Below are 18,435 nucleotides of genomic sequence, written 5' to 3'. Positions count from 1 at the left end.
TTATGAAAAGGATAGTACTATCAATTGCTGTAGCATCATTATTTGCAGTTTCATGCAAGAACTCCCAAAATGTAAAACAAGGATCTACTCAAAAATCAGTAGTTAAAAATAATATCACAGACGAGCAGCTTATGGACAAGGTTCAGAAAGATGCTTTAAAATATTTCTGGGATTACGCAGAGCCGAACTCTATGTTGGGAAGAGAGCGCTATCATGAAGACAATATCTATCCGGATAATGATAAACATGTAGTCACTACAGGAGGATCAGGATTTGGATTAGCAACAATATTAGTCGGAGTTGAAAGAGGTTTTGTTCCAAGAAAAGAAGCGGTAAAAAGACTGACAACAATGATGGATTTCTTAGCAAAAGCAGACCGTCATAAAGGTGCCTGGTCGCACTGGATTAATGGAGAAACAGGAAAAACTGTGCCGTTTGGGAAGAAAGATAATGGCGGAGATCTGGTAGAAACAGCGTTTTTAACTTCAGGAATTTTAATGGTTCGTGAGTATTTCAAAAATGGAAATGCAGAAGAAAAAGCCTTAGCTCAAAAATGTGACGAACTTTGGAAAGGAATTCAATGGAACTGGTACACAAAAGGAGGCGAAAAAGTCCTTTATTGGCACTGGTCACCGGAATATCAATGGGAAATGAATTTCCCTCTTGAAGGCTATAACGAATGCTTGATCACATATATTTTAGCAGCATCATCACCCACTTATTCAATCGATGCTGAAACGTATTACAAAGGTTGGACAAGAAACGGAACCTACCTTTCAGACAAAGAAAAATACGGACTTCCAATGTACGTCAAACACAATGGAGCAGAGGAATACGGCGGGCCATTATTCTGGACGCAATATTCATACATCGGATTAGATCCAACCAATTTATCAGATAAATTAATTAAAAATTACTTTGATTTAAATAAAAATCAAGTCCTTATCGACTACAAATATTGTGTTGAAAACCCAAAAGGCTGGAAAGGCTACGGCGCTAATTATTGGGGATTAACGGCAGGTTATTCAAGAAATAAAGATGGAAGTGTTGGTTACGATGCACATTTCCCACAAAATGATCACGGCGTAATCACTCCAACCGCGGCGTTGAGCAGTTTTCCGTATTCACCAAAAGAATCAATGAACTTTTTGAGATTTATTTATACTCAAAAACCTGAATTTATCGGTTCTGCAGGGCCTTACGATGCAACTTCTATCAATTATGATAATTGGACGACACCAAGATATTTAGCGATCGATCAGGGAACAATTGCTCCGATGATTGAAAACTACAGAACAGGATTTTTATGGAAATTATTCATGAATGCTCCTGAAATCCAACAAGGATTGAAGAAATTAAGCTTCAAGTCTGAAAAATATAACATTAAATAATTATTTTTAGGAGCTTAATCCCGCTTTCCACTATATCTTTTTTATTACGGCCTCCGCTTCGCTCCGGCCGTAACAAAAAAGGATGCCGTTTCAATCGGGGCTAAATAATGCTTAACAAACCAAATCCTTGTCAAGGTTTTAAACCTTGACAAGGATTAAAAACAATCAATAGGAACGGGTTTTAACCCGTTTAAATAATAAAGAATTAATTAAATTGGCTTTAGCCAAAACTTAAAAATTCTCATAATGAAATTAAAGCTAAAACACCTCCCAATTTTACTTCTTCCATTTTCTCTAAGCCTAAACGCTCAGGAAATCAAAGGAGAATTAAACAAAGAAGTCAAAAGACAGGAAAAAATATCCTACATCCTCGATTTTCCACAAAAGGCAAAAGGAAATGTTCCTTTGATCGTATTTCTTCACGGTTCGGGAGAAAGAGGAACAAATCTGGAGATCGTAAAAGCGCACAGCCCGTTCACGTATAAAAACCTGATCAAGGAACCTGTTGCGATTTTAGCACCTCAATGTCCTGAAAATATGTGGTGGGATACGGAGACGATTTATAATTTAATTAAAGATATTCAGGCAAAATATAAGATTGATGCTTCTCGAATTTACCTTACCGGACTTTCAATGGGAGGTTGGGGAACGTTAAAACTGGCAATGGAGCATCCTGAAATGTTTGCTGCCGTAGTTTCAGTTTGCGCTCCAACGGATAGAATAATGGAAGCGAATATCGATCAATTCAAAGATTTAAACATGAAGATTTTTCATGGCGGAATGGACGACGTAGTTTTACCCGAAAACGCATTGAATTTTTACCAAAAACTACATCCCGTAAATCCAACCGCAGAATTAACAATTTTCCCTAATGACAATCATAATTCATGGGATTCAACCTATTCAAATCCCGCATTGTACGAATGGATGTTGTCAAAAAGAAAAGGAAAGTAATTTATTTCAATTTAATAATATTAGTAAATTTTAAAAGTCGCTATCAATTGCTGAGTGAAATCGCAGATTAGACGTAGTCAAACGCCCTTGCGAACAAAAATATCCACAACAATTGAAAAAAAACTTAGCGAACTTTGTGTTTAAAACAAAATTATTATTAAAAAAAGTAAAGCTTAAAATCTTTACTTAGTCAAACGTCCTTGCGCCTTAAAAACATAAAGTTTATAAAAAAATTGCGCCTTTGCGTTTGACCAACCAAAAATTAAAACAAAAAATAGAACTATAATTTATAACGAAGATAGATTTATGAAAAAGTTAATTGTAATCGCCACTTTAGCACTGGCACCTGTGTTTTCGGCGCAGGAAATGGTAAATAAGCCCGTTCAGTCTTATCAGACGGCTCAATATCAGGCTAAAAAGAAAGCTTTTGTAGATAATCTTTTGTCTAAAATGACATTAGACGAGAAAATAGGACAGCTGAATTTACCAAGTTCAGGTGACTTTACTACAGGTCTGGCTCAAAGTTCCGATATTGGGAAAAAAGTAGAGCAAGGTTTAGTTGGTGGACTATTCAACATAAAAGGAGCTGATAAAATTAAAGCAGTTCAAAAAGTAGCAGTGGAAAAAAGCCGTCTGAAAATTCCTTTGATTTTCGGAATGGACGTTATTCACGGTTACGAAACAACATTCCCAATTCCATTAGGTTTAGCGGCTTCTTGGGATATGAATTTGGTTCAGCAATCAGCAAGAATAGCAGCAAAAGAAGCAGCTTCCGACGGAATCAACTGGACGTTCTCGCCAATGGTTGACATTTCACGTGAGCCAAGATGGGGTAGAGTTTCCGAAGGTTCTGGTGAAGATCCGTATTTAGGAAGTGAGATCGCTAAAAATATGGTTTACGGTTATCAAGGAAAAGACTTGGCAAATGGAACGAATATTTTGGCTTGTGTAAAACATTTTGCGCTTTACGGAGCTGGTGAAGCGGGTAGAGATTACAATACGGTTGATATGAGCCATGTGAGAATGTTTAACGAATATTTCCCACCTTACAAAGCGGCTGTTGATGCGGGAGTAGCTTCTGTGATGGCTTCTTTCAATGAAGTTGACGGAGTTCCTGCAACAGGAAACAGATGGCTTCAGACTGAAGTGTTGAGAAATAAATGGAACTTCAAAGGTTTCGTAGTAACAGATTACACGGGAATCAACGAAATGGTTGACCACGGAATGGGAGATCTTCAACAGGTCTCTGCATTGGCTTTAAAAGCTGGGGTTGACATGGATATGGTTGGTGAAGGATTTTTAACAACGCTTAAAAAATCTTTAGCTGAAGGAAAAGTAACTCAGGCTGAAATCGATTTGGCAACAAAAAGAATTCTTGAATCAAAATACGACCTAGGCTTGTTTGATAATCCTTACAAACACGGAGACGCAAAATTAGCAGCGAAAGAGGTTTACAGCATGGAAAACCGTAACATTGCGAGAAATGCTGCAGCTCAGTCAATGGTTTTAATGAAAAACGACAATCAGGTTCTTCCTTTGAAAAAATCAGGAACTGTTGCGGTGATCGGCCCATTGGTTAATAATTCTTTAAACATGGCCGGAACTTGGAGTGTTGCTGCTCAACATGACAAAGCGGTTAATTTAATGCAAGGTCTTCAGGCGAACTTTGGAAAAGAAGTGAAATTCGTTTCTGCAAAAGGAGCCAATATCGATTATGATGCGAAATTAGAAGATATCTACGCAGCTCACGGTAAAAAAACCGACAGAGACAGCCGTTCAAAAGAAGTTTTATTAAAAGAAGCGGTTGACGTTGCAAGTAAAGCAGATGTTATTGTTTTGGCAATCGGAGAATCTGCTGAAATGAGTGGAGAATCTTCTTCAAGAACTGAAATTACGATTCCTCAGTCTCAGGTTGATTTATTAAATGAATTAAAAAAGACAGGAAAACCAATCGCAATGGTACTTTTCACAGGTCGTCCGTTAGCTTTGACGAATGTAAAAGATACTCCTGATGCAATTCTTAATGTTTGGTTCGCAGGTTCAGAAGCTGGAAATGCAATTTCTGACGTCCTTTTCGGAAAAGTAAATCCTTCCGGAAAATTGCCGATGACTTTCCCAAGAAGTTTAGGACAGGTTCCAATTTATTACAATGCTAAAAATACGGGTCGCCCATTAGACCAAAAATTAGTTGATAAATGTGAATACCAGAGATTCCGTTCAAACTATATGGATGAGTGTAATACACCGTTATATCCGTTTGGTTACGGGTTGAGTTATACGAAATTCAATTATTCTGATGTTACGGTTTCTAATGCCAATCCAAAAGGAAATCAGACGGTTCAGGCTTCTGTAACTGTTACGAATTCTGGAAATTATGATGGAGCTGAGGTTGTTCAGTTATACATCAGAGATATGGTTGGAAGCATTACAAGACCTGTAAAAGAGTTAAAAGGTTTCCAAAAAGTGATGCTGAAAAAAGGAGAATCTAAGAAAATTACTTTCGATATCACTCCTGAAAGCTTGAAATTCTACAATGGAGATTTAAAATTCGATTGGGAATCCGGAGATTTCGACATTATGATCGGAACTAATTCTGAGGATGTAAAACATTCAAAAATTAATTGGACAAAATAATATTTCTAAGCCACTCAAAATGAGTGGCTTTTTTTGTATCTTAGAATTTAAATTAACTAATACCATATTTTGGCACACTTTTTACCAAATTGAAAACAATTAAAATTAAAATATGAAAAAAACAGTTTTATTAGGTGCGATGTTCCTTGGTTCATTAGTTTTCGCACAGAAAGTTGGCGGAGACAGAGATGTTCACGGATGTATCGGTTCTGCAGGATATACTTATTCGCAAATTAAGAATGATTGTGTAAGAGTTTTCGAACAGAAAATTAAACTGAACGAAGTAAGCACAGATAAAAGTTATTCTACAAGAACGGCGGTTATTTTCAGTAAAAACATGCAAAAAGCTGAGATTTTTATTCCGGATGGAAGTGCAAAAAGCATAATTCTTGACAGACAAGGAAAAGGCAAACTTTGGAAAAGTGGAAAACAGATTAAAGAGAGCTACGTTTTAGTCCCTTACAAAAAGACGGGTTATCAAATTAAAAAAGATGATATAGTAATCTATCAATAAAAAACAAAAACAGGAAATCAATTTTGACTTCCTGTTTTTTTTATTCTAAAATTTAAATATAAAATTTATCCTGCAACAGCAACTTCCTCAGCATAAACAACACCTTCATAGCAAGCATTGTAAATTGCTTTCAATTCATCCAATGAAGGAACTCTTGGATTAAATCCTGTACAAGGATCAACCAAAGCATTGTTGGCGATATAATCTAGGTTTTTATCCCAATCTTCTCTCGAAATTCCAAATTCTTTGATGGCTGATTGATTATTAATCTCAGAACGAAGACTTTCAATAGCCTGTGCCAATTCTTCAGTTGTTTCTTTACCAATAACTTTTGCCAAATCAGGATAACGTTCAGTCGCCTGAGCATTAAAACGAATCACATTAGGTAAGAAAATCGCGTTCGAAGCACCGTGAGGAATTCCATACAAAGCACCAACTTGGTGAGACAGAGAGTGAACAATTCCTAACCAGGCATTGTTAAACGCCAAACCTCCCATAAAAGAAGCATCATGCATATTTTGACGAGCTTTGATGTTGTTTGGATTTTCTACAACTTCCTTCAAATTATCAAAAACCAGTTCCAATCCTCCTTTAGAAAGAGCATCAGCGATATTATTTTCTATATTTGAAACGTAAGCTTCTACACAATGCGTTAAAACATCAAGACCAGTATTAGCCGTAACGTGAGCCGGCATTGAAGCACAGATTTCACCGTCAATAATAGCAATATCCGGCGTTAGTTCGTAAGAAACAATTGGGTATTTTACGCCTTTTTCACGGTCTGTAATTACCGCCAAACCTGTAGTTTCAGTTCCTGTTCCACTTGTTGAAGGGATTGCAATAAATTTAGCTTTATTTCTTAAAACCGGTACTGTGAAAGGTTTGATCATCGCCTCGAAATCAGCATCAGGATATTCATAAAATACCCACATGATTTTTGCTGCATCAATCGCAGAACAACCTCCTAAACCAATAATCCAGTCTGGTTGAAAATTCTGAATTACTTCAGCGCCTTTCATACAAGTTGCAGATGATGGATCTTCTTCCACACCTTCGAAAATTTGGGTTTCGATTCCTGCTTCGGTAAGATAAGCAATTGCTTTATCCAACGTTCCGCTTTTTCTCATCGAGCTTCCACCCGTTACAATTACCGCTTTTTTACCGTTGATATTTTTTAATTCGTCAAGACTTCCCGCACCGTGGAAAACTTCTCCTGCAATAAATAATTTACTCATTTTTTCTTCTTTAATTAATGAAGCAAAATTAAAAACGGCAGAAGCAACAATGTTATACAAATAAGACTATCCGATATACATTTGCGCCAACTCTTGTTGAAGTTCTGTTGGAGTTTCCTTTAATTTAGCTTTGACGAATTTATTAAGAGCCGATGGTGAATTAAATCCCAAATCAAAAGCAATTTCTTTATGGCTAAGGTCTGAAAATAGAAGTTGACGTTTAATTTCTATAAGAATCCGATTGTGAATCGCCTGAATCGCCGTTTCTCCACAATGTTTTTTAGTAATTGAGTTTAATTTTTTCGGAGTAATGGCCAATTCTTCTGCGTAATATTGAACGGTACGCTGCTCTTTATAATGTTCATTCAATAATTTTTTGAATCGAACATAAATAGGTTTGTCAGCAGTTTCTTTATGCAAAATAGGATGAAGCCCGTGAATAGATTCTATTAATCCCAACAGAAAAATTTTAATGTGAAAACGTGCCTGTTCCTTTTTTATAAGACTCGGTTTTTGGTAAATTCCCTTGATGATTTCAATGGCATGTAAGCTTTGTTCAAAATCTTCGGGAGAAAGAATAGTGCAGTTCAGTTGCGTAGAAAGATTGACATTATAAGTACTCAATTCATTCTTTAGAATATCGGAACAAAATAATATCTCTTCAAACAGAATAATTTTCCCTTTAAGATCATCACTCGGTTCAGAAACAAAATGAACCTGTTCAGGAAAAACCACGGAAATTTTCCCTGACTTCAGAGAATGTATTTTATCCTCAATTTGAATCTGCAGACTACCATTTTCGATAACAATAATGAAAAAATGATCTTTTTTGTGAGGTTTTAAATAGTTTCTCAGATTTTCTGTCGTTAAATCAAAAGCCCGAAAAGACAGATTTTTATCCTCTTCTTTTTGTATGTTTTTTTTAATCTCCAGTTTCATTAAGCCTCCCATACTATTGTTATTTTTAAACGAAAAGGCAAATGTAGAGTAAAATAGTATTTATTTCCAAGATTTTGCTACCTCTAAAATTTTAAAATTTTATTAAAAAATCTGTGCAAATCCGTGTAAACCTGCGGTCAAAAAATAGGAAATACACACTTCACCCTATTGAAATAAAAGTAAAAGATCAATTAATCTTAATCAAAACCTAAAACCACCTCCACAATTTTTCTCTCTCAACGAAAATCCGTATTTTTGTGCATCTAAAAGTAAAAGAAGAATGAATTCCTACAAAAATCCATTGGAAGAGCGCTACTCCAGTGAAGAAATGTTATTTAATTTCTCACATAACAACAAATTCCGTACTTGGAGACAGCTTTGGATCGCTCTTGCAGAGATCGAAAAAGACCTGGGTCTTGAAATTTCTGACGAGCAGATCGCTGAGTTGAAAGCCAATGCTGAAAACATCGATTACGATAAAGCAGCAGAGTATGAGAAAAAATTCCGCCATGATGTTATGGCTCACGTTCACGCATATGGTGATGTGGCGCCTTCAGCAAAAGGAATTATACATTTGGGAGCTACTTCGGCTTTTGTAGGAGATAATACGGACTTAATTCAAATCCGTGACGGACTATTAATTTTAAAGAAAAAATTAGTAAACGTTATGAAAAACCTTGCGGATTTTTCTATTCAATATAAAGATCTTCCAACGTTAGGATTCACGCATTTTCAACCGGCTCAGTTAACGACTGTTGGAAAAAGAGCGACACTTTGGTTACAGAGTTTGGTTCTTGACATTGAAGAACTTGATTTCTTCTTAGAAACATTACGTTTCAGAGGAGTTAAAGGAACTACAGGAACGGCTGCAAGTTTCTTAGAGCTTTTCAACGGTGATTATTCTAAAGTTAAACATTTAGATAAAGAACTTTCAAAAAGATTCGGTTTCGATAAAGTATTTGGTGTTTCTGGTCAGACTTATGACAGAAAGATTGATGCTAAAGTAGTGGCGTTATTAGGAAACATCGCTCAGTCGGCTCACAAATTCTCAAACGATTTACGTCTTCTTCAAAATCTTAAAGAAATTGAAGAACCATTCGAGAAAAACCAAATCGGTTCATCAGCAATGGCTTACAAACGTAATCCAATGAGAAGCGAAAGAATCGGAGCGCTAGCAAAATATGTAATGTCTTTAACGACAAGTTCTGCAATGGTAGCTTCAACACAGTGGTTTGAAAGAACTTTGGATGATTCTGCTAACAAGAGATTAACTATTCCTCAGGCATTTTTAGCTGTTGATGCGATTCTATTAATTTGGAATAATATTATGAACGGAATCGTTGTTTATCCAAACAGAATCAACAAACATATTGAGGAGGAACTTCCTTTCATGGCGACAGAATACATCATCATGGAAGAGGTGAAAGCTGGTGGTGACCGTCAGGAAATCCACGAAGTGATCAGAGTTCACTCAATGGAAGCTTCTAAAAAGGTGAAAGAAGAAGGTAAAGAAAATGATCTGATCGAGAGAATCTTAAATGATGATTCATTAAAATTAGATAAAACAAAATTAAAAGAAGTTTTAGATCCTAAAAACTTTATCGGCTTTGCTCCGATTCAGACGGAAGAATTCATCAACAATGAAGTTCAACCGATTCTGGACGCAAACAAAGATCTGATAGGTTTGGAGGCTGACCTTAAAGTATAAAACCATATGCAGTCTTTTCGGCTGCATATTTTATTTTTAACCAAAATATGAAGAAGTTACTTTTAATCATTTCATTGATCCCAATGATTTCCTTTTCTCAGAAAAAGGATGTTTTAAAGTATTTTATATCTAAAGATTCTTTGGTTGGAGTAAAAAATCAAAACGGTAAAATTATAGTTCCTGCGCAGTTCAGAATTTTTTCAAATATTGAAAATGGTGAATTAGTTGAAGGAGAAACCATCCATTTTGACGGTTCTAAAAAAGGAGAGGAAAGGGAGAAAAATGCTTGGGGATATGTCTATGACCGAAAAGGAAATTTCCTGTACCAACCTTTTCTATATGATAACGGAGCAGATTATTTCGAAGAAGGAGTAAGAAGGTTCGTTAAAAATGGAAAAGTTGGTTTTGCAGATAGAAATGGTAAAATAGTAATTGACCCAATTCATGATTTTGTATCACAGTTTAATTTTGGTTATGCTTCGTTTTGTGACGGATGCGACTGGGAAAAAACAGACGACGAACACAAAGCTATTGTTGGCGGAACTTGGGGAATGATGAATTTTAAAGGTGAAATCATTCAACCCATTTCAAAATCCGATAATGCTGTAGAAATTAACGAAAAATATTATCCATACCCATTCAAATACAATGAAAAAGAGAAGAACATTCTTCAGTTTTTCGAAAAATATAGTAAACAGCTTTCCAATATTTATTATGTGAATTACTATAATAAGTTATCTGAAAATGAAAAGAAATTATTCTTTGAGATCGTTGAAAGACCAAAAAAGAATTTCCCATACTTTCAGATTAATACTTATGATAACGGAAAGATGAATTCAGGATCATCACGGTTTAATTTCAGAGTTTCAGAAGACGGTAAAAATTTTTACGCTTCAGATTATGACGTTGAAAAAATTCCTTTTGAAAAATGGTTGAAAAAAGAAATGAAAGAAGCCGAAGAATTTCAAAAAGAACATCCCGATAATCCGAACAAATTAAGTAAATAGACCCAATAACAAGAAAATTTCAGAATTATTAATTTTTTAAATTGATTATTTAAAGATAATGCTACAGAATCAAAATCATCAACAATTAATGACCGATTTAAAAGAACTGGTTGCCCAGACGAGAAGTCAGGTAGCTGTTCAGGTAAATTCGGCAATGGTGGTTTTATATTGGAAAGTAGGACAAAGAATAAATGAAGATATCTTAGGAAATAAAAGAGCAGAATATGGTAAAGAGGTAATTTCACAAATCTCTCACCAGCTTACTTTTGAATTTGGAAGTTCTTTTTCAGAAAAAAATATCCGAAAAATGATGCAGTTTGCTTCTGTTTTTGGAAATTTTGAAATTGTCGCATCAGCGATGCGACAATTATCGTGGACCCATTTCTTGTTACTTATTCCTATTTCTGAAGATACTAAAAGAGATTTTTATATTGAAGTTTGTAAGATTGAAAACTGGAGTGTAAGAACTTTGAGAGAAAAGATTAACTCTTTACTTTTTGAGCGAACTGCGATAAGTAAAAAGCCGGAAGAAGTAATTAATAAGGAACTGAAAAATTGGTCTGAGAATAATATTTTAAATCCAGATCTGATTTTTAAAGATCCTTATTTCCTGGATTTTTTGGAATTGAAAGATACATTTTCTGAAAAGGATTTGGAGGAAGCAATAATTGTTGAGCTTCAAAAATTTATTTCTGAATTAGGAAATGATTTTGCATTTCTCTCAAGACAAAAAAGGATTACAATAGATAATAGAGATTACTATTTAGATTTACTTTTCTATCATAGAAAATTAAAATCTTTAGTAGTTATCGAGTTGAAATTGGGAGAATTTGAAGCTGCACATAAAGGTCAAATGGAGCTTTATCTTTCATATCTTAATGCATATGAAAAAGTAGAAGGCGAAAACCCGCCGATTGGTTTAATTCTTTGTTCCGGAAAAAATTCCGAACATATCGAGCTAATGAATCTGGAAGCAGATAACATAAAAGTTGCAGAATATTTTCTTGTATTACCTTCAAAAAAGATTTTACTTGAAAAGTTCCACCGTTCGATAGAGATCGCAAGGAATAAATTTGAAAATAAAAATAAGTCTAATAATATTTAAATATCTGGCATCTAATGTCTAATAACAAAAGAATTTTCGTAGAAAAAAGAGGAATTTTCGATGTAGAAAGTCCAAAAATTTTTGATGAAGTAAAAGCGGTTGTTCCGTCGATCAAAAATGTGAAAGTGTACAATGTGTACGATATTTTCAATTTGAACGATGGTGAATTCGAAAAGGTTGTCAACAGCACTTTCGTAGACCCTGTTACTGATATTTTGCATGAAGAAAATCCTGCAGAAGGAATCCATTTTGCGATGGAATTTTTGCCAGGACAGTATGATCAGCGTGCGGATTCTGCTCAACAATGTATTGCTTTACTGACTGAAAATGAGAAGTCTAAAGTGAGAAGCGGAAAATTAATCGAGTTTGAAGGTGCTTCTGAAGCTGATTTAGCTAAAATCAAAGATCTTTTGATCAATAAAGTAGAATCTCAGCAAAAAGATTTATCAGTTTTTGATTTTCCTGCGGATGAAATTCCGTCAAAGGTTTTAATTCACGAAGGTTTCATTAATTTTGATGATGCTCAACTTGAAAACTTCTTTAATAATCACGGTTTTGCATTAGGATTAGATGATTTAAAATTCATTCAGGATTATTTTAGAACTGAACAGAGAAATCCTACGGAAACTGAACTTAAAGTTTTAGATACATACTGGAGTGATCACTGTCGTCACACAACGTTTGAAACAGAATTGTCAAATATTGAGTTTGAAGGACAGTTTAAGCATACATTGGAAACTATTTTCAATGATTATATCGAAAAAAGAAAATTCTTAGGTCGTGAATTGAAACCAATCTCTTTAATGGATCTGGCAACAGTTTGCGGAAGATATTTCCATAAAACAGGTGATTTGGAGAACTTGGTGGTTTCTGACGAGATCAACGCTTGTACAATCCAAATCGAAGCTGAATACGATGGTAAAAAAGAACCTTGGTATTTATTATTCAAAAATGAAACCCACAATCACCCAACAGAAATTGAACCTTTCGGAGGTGCTTCAACGTGTTTAGGGGGTGCGATCAGAGATCCTTTGTCCGGACGTTCTTACGTTTTCCAGGCGATGAGATTGACGGGTGCTGCTGATGTTTTGGAACCTGTTGACAAAACTTTACTGGGTAAATTACCTCAAAAAACAATCACAAAACAGGCTGCGAACGGATATTCTTCTTATGGTAACCAAATTGGTTTGGCGACTACAATGGTTTCCGAAATCTACGATGAAGGCTACAAAGCAAAAAGAATGGAAGTTGGTTTCGTTGCCGGCGCCGTTCCTGTGGATTGGGTAAGACGTGAAAAGCCTGAAGCTGGCGACTCTATCATTATTTTGGGTGGTGCAACTGGTCGTGACGGTGTTGGTGGAGCAAGCGGAAGTTCGAAAGAACAGGACGAAACTTCTATTCACACGATGAGTTCTGAAGTCCAGAAAGGAAATGCTGTTGAAGAGCGTAAAATCCAGAGGTTATTCAGAAATCCTGAAGTGACGAGACTGATTAAAAAATCGAATGACTTCGGAGCGGGAGGTGTTTCTGTTGCTATCGGTGAAATCGCTGATTCTTTGGAAGTTAATCTTGATGTTTTGCCTTTAAAATATGAGGGTTTGAACGGAACTGAGCTTGCTATTTCTGAATCTCAGGAAAGAATGGCGGTTGTGGTTGAACCGAAAGATAAAGAACAGTTTATTAAATTCTGTGAAGCTGAAAATATTGTGGCTGTAGAAGTTGCGAAAGTGACAGATTCAGGAAGAATGCAGATGTTCTGGAAAGGTGATAAGATTGTTGACCTATCAAGAGAATTCCTTGATACAAACGGTTGTTCTAAAAGCCAAGAAGTTAAGATTATGCATCTTAACGAAGTAAAAGAAGAAGCACAGACTTTTAACGAAGAGAATTTCTTGAAAATATTAAGCGATAAAAATGTTGCTTCTCAAAAAGGTTTACTTGAAATGTTTGATTCTTCTATTGGTGCAACTACGGTTGCGATGCCTTTAGGTGGAAAATATCAGCAGACTTTGATGGAAGGAAGCGTTCAGACGTTACCGGTCATCGGAGCAAAAAATATTGAAACGGTTTCTTTGGCAAGTTGGGGATTTGATGCAGAGATTTCTAAACAGAATTCTTTGTTAGGATCTTCTTACGCAGTTGTAGAAAGTGTGGCAAAAATCGTTGCAATGGGCGGCGATTATAAAAATATCAGATTCAGTTTTCAGGAATATTTTGAAAAATTAGGTCAGAACCCTGAAAAATGGGGTAAACCTTTGGCTTCACTTTTGGGAGCTTATGATGCTCAAATCAATTTCGGCCTGGCTGCAATCGGAGGTAAAGATTCAATGAGTGGAACGTATCAGGATCTGAATGTTCCGCCAACGTTGATTTCTTTCGCTTGTGCGAACGGAGAAAAGAAAAATATTATCTCTCCTGAATTTAAAGGTGAAGGAAATAAAGTTTATTTCTTCAATCATATCGCTCAGGAAAACGGACTTCCGAATTATGATGCTTTAAAAGCTGTTTTTGAATTTATTTTCGAAAATATCAAGGCTGGAAAAATCGTTTCTGTAAAAACGATTAAAGAAGGTGGAGTTGCGGTTGCTTTAGCAAAAATGAGCTTCGGAAACAGATTAGGTGCTGAAATTACAGTTGATGAAAATGCTTTATTAGCGAAAAATATTGGTAGCTTAATCATCGAATCTAAAGAAGAATTAAGTTCTGTAAATCTTCAATTAATCGGAAAAGTTGTTGCAGACGAAGTATTAACAATCAACAATCAACCAATTGCAATCAACAAACTTTTGGCTGCAAATACAAACACGTTTGAAAATCTTTTCCCAACGGTTGAAAAAGAAAAATTGACGGTTGAAATTGATGAGAAACTAAACTCAATCAACCCAAGAAATATCATTATTAAAAAACACGGAATCGCTCAGCCTAAAGTATTCGCACCAGTTTTCCCGGGAACAAACTGTGAGTACGATACGTTGAACGCTTTCGCAAAAGAAGGTGCTGTCATCAGCAGTTTACCTTTAATTAATATCAATCACCAGTTATTGGATGAAAGTATTGATGCTTGGGTAGAAGAAATCAAAACTTCTCAGATTTTAGCGTTCTCAGGAGGTTTCTCTGCGGGTGACGAGCCGGATGGTTCTGCAAAATTCATTGTAAACGTTTTGAAAAACGAAAAGATGAGAAATGCAGTTCATGAATTGTTAGACAGAGACGGAATGATTATCGGAATCTGCAATGGTTTCCAGGCGTTGGTTAAATCTGGATTGTTACCTTACGGAAGAATCAAAGATTTAGACGAAAATTCTCCGACGTTGGCTCACAATGCGATCAGAAGACACATTTCTCAGATGGTTAATGTGAAGGTTTTAAACGATGAATCGCCTTGGTTGAAAGGAATGAAAGGACAAGTGTTCACGATTCCGATTTCTCATGGTGAAGGTCGTTTTATGGCTTCGGAAGAAGAAATTCAGAAGTTGTACGAAAACGGACAAATTGCAACGCAATACCTAGATTTAGATGGAAACATTGCGCACGGAATGCCGTTCAATCCAAATAATTCATTGTTCGGAATTGAAGGGATTACCAGTCCATGCGGTAAGATTTACGGTAGAATGGGACACCCTGAACGTTTTGCAGAAGGGTTGATGAAAAACATTCCAACCGCGAATTATCACAATATATTTAAAAATGGAGTTGAGTACTTCAAATAACAATAAAAAGAAAATGACTGTCATCAATGGCAGTCATTTTTCAAATTTGGAAGGCTTTTACGAGGAAGTCTCAAAAGTCTTGACGAAAGATATAAATTGGAAAGTCGGTACGTTGGACGGTTTCAATGATATTCTGTACGGAGGTTTTGGAGTTTTTGAAAATTATGATGAAGTCGAAATCATTTGGGAAGAGTCTCAGAAATCAAAAGAAGATTTAGGATTTGAACTGACGAAAGAATTTTACGAAAATAAAATCAAACAGGGAAAACCTTTTAATGTAGAATTAATTCAAGATAAATTAAATGAATTGATTGATGGAAAAGGGCAAACTTTATTTGAGATTTTAATTGAAATTATAGAAGAGCATAAAAATATTACGTTAATTTTGGATTGATGATTAATTATAAATGATCAGTGATAAATTATAAATGATACTAAAAGTAAAATGAAGAAAATGATATACGGACTATTCTTCGGCGACAGCATCACCTACGGAGAATATGATGGAGTTTTTGGAGGTTGGGTAGATATTCTGAAAAGATATGCTTTACAAAGATACAATGAAGGCAGAACCAACGAACTTATCCTTTTTAATCTCGGAATAGGTGGCGAAACAACGGAAGGTCTTGTCAAAAGAATTCCACATGAAATGGCGGCGAGAAATTCAGCTGAAGGAAATATTATTTTCATCGGTTATGGAGCAAACGATTTAGCTATGAAAAATGGAACTCAGATGGTAAATCCTGAGCATTTCAAAACTAATATTTTAACAGCAATTCACGAAGCAAAAAAATATTCACAAGATATTTATTTAGTAAGTATTCTTCCGTTTTCTAAAAAAGTGGACGGAGTAGTGGTCACTTCTGGAAAGCTAAGAACGAATGACGAAGTTATTATTTACAATCAGATTCTTAAAGATATTGCCATTGAAAACTCATTAAATTATATTGATTTTTATTCAGCTTTTTTACAGGATAAAGAAGTTTTACTTTCCACAGACGGCGTTCATCCAAACGAAAAAGGGTACGGAATGATGGCTGAAATTGCTATTCCAATTATTGAAAAGTATTTAGAATTTTAAACATAAATAATCACTAATTTTTTCACAAATAGCACAATCATCTGTGTAAATCTGTGCAATCTGTGGGAAATTATTTGTCGAGATTGCTTCGTCACTTCGTTTCTCGCAATGACAGAATTAATTAAAAATATACTTCCAATACACCAAAACTCCCACAACAACCGACAAAATTGCCATCAAAATTACCGCTCCTGCAGAAATATCTTTAATAAAACCAATTCTTTTATCGAATTCCAGTTGCATAAAATCACATATTTTTTCAATCGCAGTATTAAAAATTTCAGCACTTAAAACTCCGAAAGAAACAATGAGAATTAAGATCGTATCAATATTGGAAAGTTGGAAATAGAAAATTAATATAATGTTAATAAAGAAAGCTAAAACCTCCAATTGAAAGTTTCTTTCCGATTTCAGCATTAAAAAAACACCTCGAAAAGCATTCAATAAACTCTTATAGACAGGTGGTTTTCGCATAATGAAAATATTATTCACAAATATAATTAATTGCTTCAAGAAAATGCTTATCTTTAGTCCTTTATGATATTTTATCACAAAAAATTAAAGTAGAGGAGACTCAATAATCTTTTGATGGTTGTTAATAACTCTCAGGATTATATTTTTCAATCTATTTTCTATTTATTATATTTGTAAAAATTTATTTTTAAATCTATGAAATTTATTATTTCAAGTGGAGAACTGCAGAAGGCTTTGCAAACTGTAAGTGGCGTAATATCAAGCTCTCAATCGAGACCTATTTTAGAAAACTATCTTTTTGAGTTAAACGAAAATAATGTTACCATTACAGCATCTGATGGCGAAACAACTCTTGTCACTTCTTTGGAAGTGAAGTCTGATGATTCGGGGAAGTTTGCTGTTCCTGCTAAAATTTTTCAGGATTTTATCAAGACCTATGGCGAACAGCCTTTAACATTTTCTGTAAAAGATAATGATGAGGGAACGGGAAGTCAGCTTGAGATTTTAGATGAAAAAGATAATTTCGCGGTAGCTTTGGACAATGCGGATGACTATCCGGAATTGCCGGAATTTGATGCTGCTCAAAGCGTAACAATGTCTGCTGGAGTTTTATCTGAAGCTCTTACAAACACACTTTTTGCTACAAGTAACGACTCTCTTCGTCCTGTAATGACGGGAGTTCTTTTCCAGTTTGGAGAAAATGAAACAAACTTTGTTTCTACAGATTCTCACAGATTGGTTGTGTACAAAAGAATGGACTTAATGAATGCCGAGCCAATGGAATTCATTATGCCTAAAAAACCTTTGAATATTTTCAAAAATATCTTGGCAAGTTCAAATGAAGACGTAACGATCGAATTCAACGAGAACATGGCTAAGTTTACTTTTGGTAAACATATCTGGATCTGTAGACTGATCGATGGAAAATATCCTAATTATACAGCGGTAATTCCTAAAGAAAACCCGAACGTATTGACGATCAACAGAAACCTTTTATTAGGAGCAATCAAGAGAGCATCTATCATGTCAAATAAATCTACCAATCAGGTTAGATTTAAATTGTCGGCAAACATTCTTCACCTTCATGCAGAAGATACGGAATACGCAAACAAGGCAGATATGCAGATTCCTTGCGACTATAATGGGGAAGATATCAACATCGGGTTTAGCTCTAAGTTTTTAACTGAAATGTTGACAATTCTTGGTTCAGACGATATCACAATGAAAATGTCTCAGCCAAACAGACCGGGAATTATCGAACCTCTTGATGGTCTAGAAGAAAACGAAAATATCTTAATGTTATCAATGCCTGTAATCGGTTTGTAATATTAATTTAGATAAATATGTAAAGAGGTTTTGATTTTTCAGAACCTCTTTTCTTTTTTGGGAGCTTAATCCCGCTTTTCACTATATCTTTTTGGTTACGGGCTCCGCTTCGCTCCGCCCGCAACCAAAAAGGATGCCGTTGCAATCGGGGCTAGGGATGCGGTCTGTTACTTAAATATTGGCAAATATTCACGAAGTTTGTCATGCTGGAAGCATCTAAATGTAGTATTAGAAAAGATTCTGGAAATATTCATGTCTGGATGCTTTCAGCTTGACAAACTTAACGGAACAATTCAGCAGATGTTTCTTGACGTAGATCTGTGTAAATTTGTGAAAATCTGTGGTCAATCAATAGTA

14 protein-coding genes are annotated in these 18,435 nt (G+C 35.2%); 11 read left to right on the top strand and 3 right to left on the bottom strand.

Features of this window, described 5'->3' with window-relative positions; all coding sequences use genetic code 11:
• Window positions 1-2: 2 nt before the first annotated feature.
• The 4 genes from SB689_RS04960 to SB689_RS04945 all read left to right on the top strand — a co-directional run bounded on the left by SB689_RS04960 (window position 3) and on the right by SB689_RS04945 (window position 5,493).
• Window positions 3-1,391, top strand: a complete 1,389-nt coding sequence (locus tag SB689_RS04960) for a glucoamylase family protein (RefSeq protein ID WP_410691053.1) — start codon at window positions 3-5, stop codon at window positions 1,389-1,391.
• Window positions 1,392-1,637: 246 nt separating this feature from the next.
• Window positions 1,638-2,345: a prolyl oligopeptidase family serine peptidase gene (locus SB689_RS04955; RefSeq protein WP_410691052.1), complete on the top strand. Its 708-nt coding sequence runs from the start codon at window positions 1,638-1,640 to the stop codon at window positions 2,343-2,345.
• A 306-nt stretch (window positions 2,346-2,651) separates the two neighbouring features.
• Window positions 2,652-4,979, top strand: coding sequence for a beta-glucosidase BglX (gene bglX / locus SB689_RS04950; RefSeq protein ID WP_410691051.1), 2,328 nt, complete (start codon window positions 2,652-2,654; stop codon window positions 4,977-4,979).
• 112 nt (window positions 4,980-5,091) lie between these two features.
• Window positions 5,092-5,493: a hypothetical protein gene (locus tag SB689_RS04945; protein ID WP_410691050.1), complete on the top strand. Its 402-nt coding sequence runs from the start codon at window positions 5,092-5,094 to the stop codon at window positions 5,491-5,493.
• A 65-nt stretch (window positions 5,494-5,558) separates the two neighbouring features.
• Here SB689_RS04945 and SB689_RS04940 read toward each other — a convergent pair whose 3' ends face one another.
• Window positions 5,559-6,728: an iron-containing alcohol dehydrogenase gene (locus SB689_RS04940; protein ID WP_410691049.1), complete on the bottom strand. Its 1,170-nt coding sequence runs from the start codon at window positions 6,726-6,728 to the stop codon at window positions 5,559-5,561.
• 66 nt (window positions 6,729-6,794) lie between these two features.
• Window positions 6,795-7,679, bottom strand: coding sequence for an AraC family transcriptional regulator (locus SB689_RS04935; RefSeq protein WP_410691048.1), 885 nt, complete (start codon window positions 7,677-7,679; stop codon window positions 6,795-6,797).
• A gap of 268 nt (window positions 7,680-7,947) precedes the next feature.
• Between SB689_RS04935 and purB the strand changes: the two genes are divergently transcribed.
• From purB to SB689_RS04905, 6 genes are all read left to right on the top strand, one after another.
• Window positions 7,948-9,375, top strand: coding sequence for an adenylosuccinate lyase (gene purB, locus SB689_RS04930; RefSeq protein WP_410691047.1), 1,428 nt, complete (start codon window positions 7,948-7,950; stop codon window positions 9,373-9,375).
• 47 nt (window positions 9,376-9,422) lie between these two features.
• Window positions 9,423-10,382 (top strand): WG repeat-containing protein, encoded by a 960-nt coding sequence (locus tag SB689_RS04925; protein WP_410691046.1) that lies wholly within the window; start codon window positions 9,423-9,425, stop codon window positions 10,380-10,382.
• An 88-nt stretch (window positions 10,383-10,470) separates the two neighbouring features.
• Entirely contained in the window at window positions 10,471-11,487 is a 1,017-nt protein-coding gene (locus SB689_RS04920; RefSeq protein ID WP_410691045.1) for a PDDEXK nuclease domain-containing protein, read from the top strand.
• 14 nt (window positions 11,488-11,501) lie between these two features.
• The gene (locus SB689_RS04915) at window positions 11,502-15,197 is read left to right on the top strand and encodes a phosphoribosylformylglycinamidine synthase (RefSeq protein ID WP_410691044.1); all 3,696 of its coding nucleotides are present in this window, start codon (window positions 11,502-11,504) and stop codon (window positions 15,195-15,197) included.
• Window positions 15,175-15,591 (top strand): ribonuclease inhibitor, encoded by a 417-nt coding sequence (locus SB689_RS04910; protein WP_410691043.1) that lies wholly within the window; start codon window positions 15,175-15,177, stop codon window positions 15,589-15,591. The genes SB689_RS04915 and SB689_RS04910 overlap by 23 nt, the downstream gene beginning before the upstream one ends.
• Before the next feature lie 60 nt (window positions 15,592-15,651).
• Window positions 15,652-16,278, top strand: coding sequence for an SGNH/GDSL hydrolase family protein (locus SB689_RS04905; RefSeq protein WP_410691042.1), 627 nt, complete (start codon window positions 15,652-15,654; stop codon window positions 16,276-16,278).
• Between the two features lie 117 nt (window positions 16,279-16,395).
• Here SB689_RS04905 and SB689_RS04900 read toward each other — a convergent pair whose 3' ends face one another.
• Window positions 16,396-16,752, bottom strand: coding sequence for a diacylglycerol kinase family protein (locus SB689_RS04900; protein ID WP_410691041.1), 357 nt, complete (start codon window positions 16,750-16,752; stop codon window positions 16,396-16,398).
• Between the two features lie 195 nt (window positions 16,753-16,947).
• Here SB689_RS04900 and dnaN point away from each other — a divergent pair, with 195 nt between their 5' ends.
• Entirely contained in the window at window positions 16,948-18,078 is a 1,131-nt protein-coding gene (gene dnaN, locus SB689_RS04895; RefSeq protein WP_066757286.1) for a DNA polymerase III subunit beta, read from the top strand.
• The last annotated feature ends 357 nt before the right edge of the window (window positions 18,079-18,435 follow it).

Source organism: Chryseobacterium sp. SIMBA_038 (assembly GCF_046535115.1).
Classification (GTDB): domain Bacteria; phylum Bacteroidota; class Bacteroidia; order Flavobacteriales; family Weeksellaceae; genus Chryseobacterium.
The sequence above is the reverse complement of the archived record's forward strand: the minus strand, read 5'-3'. Positions and strand labels throughout refer to the sequence as shown.

Bases quoted from the DNA above. Each gene is read 5' to 3' on its own strand.
- SB689_RS04960 (WP_410691053.1), top strand. From the start codon at position 3: ATGAAAAGGATAGTACTATCAATTGCTGTAGCATCATTATTTGCAGTT.
- SB689_RS04955 (WP_410691052.1), top strand. From the start codon at position 1,638: ATGAAATTAAAGCTAAAACACCTCCCAATTTTACTTCTTCCATTTTCT.
- bglX (WP_410691051.1), top strand. From the start codon at position 2,652: ATGAAAAAGTTAATTGTAATCGCCACTTTAGCACTGGCACCTGTGTTT.
- SB689_RS04945 (WP_410691050.1), top strand. From the start codon at position 5,092: ATGAAAAAAACAGTTTTATTAGGTGCGATGTTCCTTGGTTCATTAGTT.
- SB689_RS04940 (WP_410691049.1), bottom strand. From the start codon at position 6,728: ATGAGTAAATTATTTATTGCAGGAGAAGTTTTCCACGGTGCGGGAAGT.
- SB689_RS04935 (WP_410691048.1), bottom strand. From the start codon at position 7,679: ATGGGAGGCTTAATGAAACTGGAGATTAAAAAAAACATACAAAAAGAA.
- purB (WP_410691047.1), top strand. From the start codon at position 7,948: ATGAATTCCTACAAAAATCCATTGGAAGAGCGCTACTCCAGTGAAGAA.
- SB689_RS04925 (WP_410691046.1), top strand. From the start codon at position 9,423: ATGAAGAAGTTACTTTTAATCATTTCATTGATCCCAATGATTTCCTTT.
- SB689_RS04920 (WP_410691045.1), top strand. From the start codon at position 10,471: ATGACCGATTTAAAAGAACTGGTTGCCCAGACGAGAAGTCAGGTAGCT.
- SB689_RS04915 (WP_410691044.1), top strand. From the start codon at position 11,502: ATGTCTAATAACAAAAGAATTTTCGTAGAAAAAAGAGGAATTTTCGAT.
- SB689_RS04910 (WP_410691043.1), top strand. From the start codon at position 15,175: ATGGAGTTGAGTACTTCAAATAACAATAAAAAGAAAATGACTGTCATC.
- SB689_RS04905 (WP_410691042.1), top strand. From the start codon at position 15,652: ATGATATACGGACTATTCTTCGGCGACAGCATCACCTACGGAGAATAT.
- SB689_RS04900 (WP_410691041.1), bottom strand. From the start codon at position 16,752: ATGCGAAAACCACCTGTCTATAAGAGTTTATTGAATGCTTTTCGAGGT.
- dnaN (WP_066757286.1), top strand. From the start codon at position 16,948: ATGAAATTTATTATTTCAAGTGGAGAACTGCAGAAGGCTTTGCAAACT.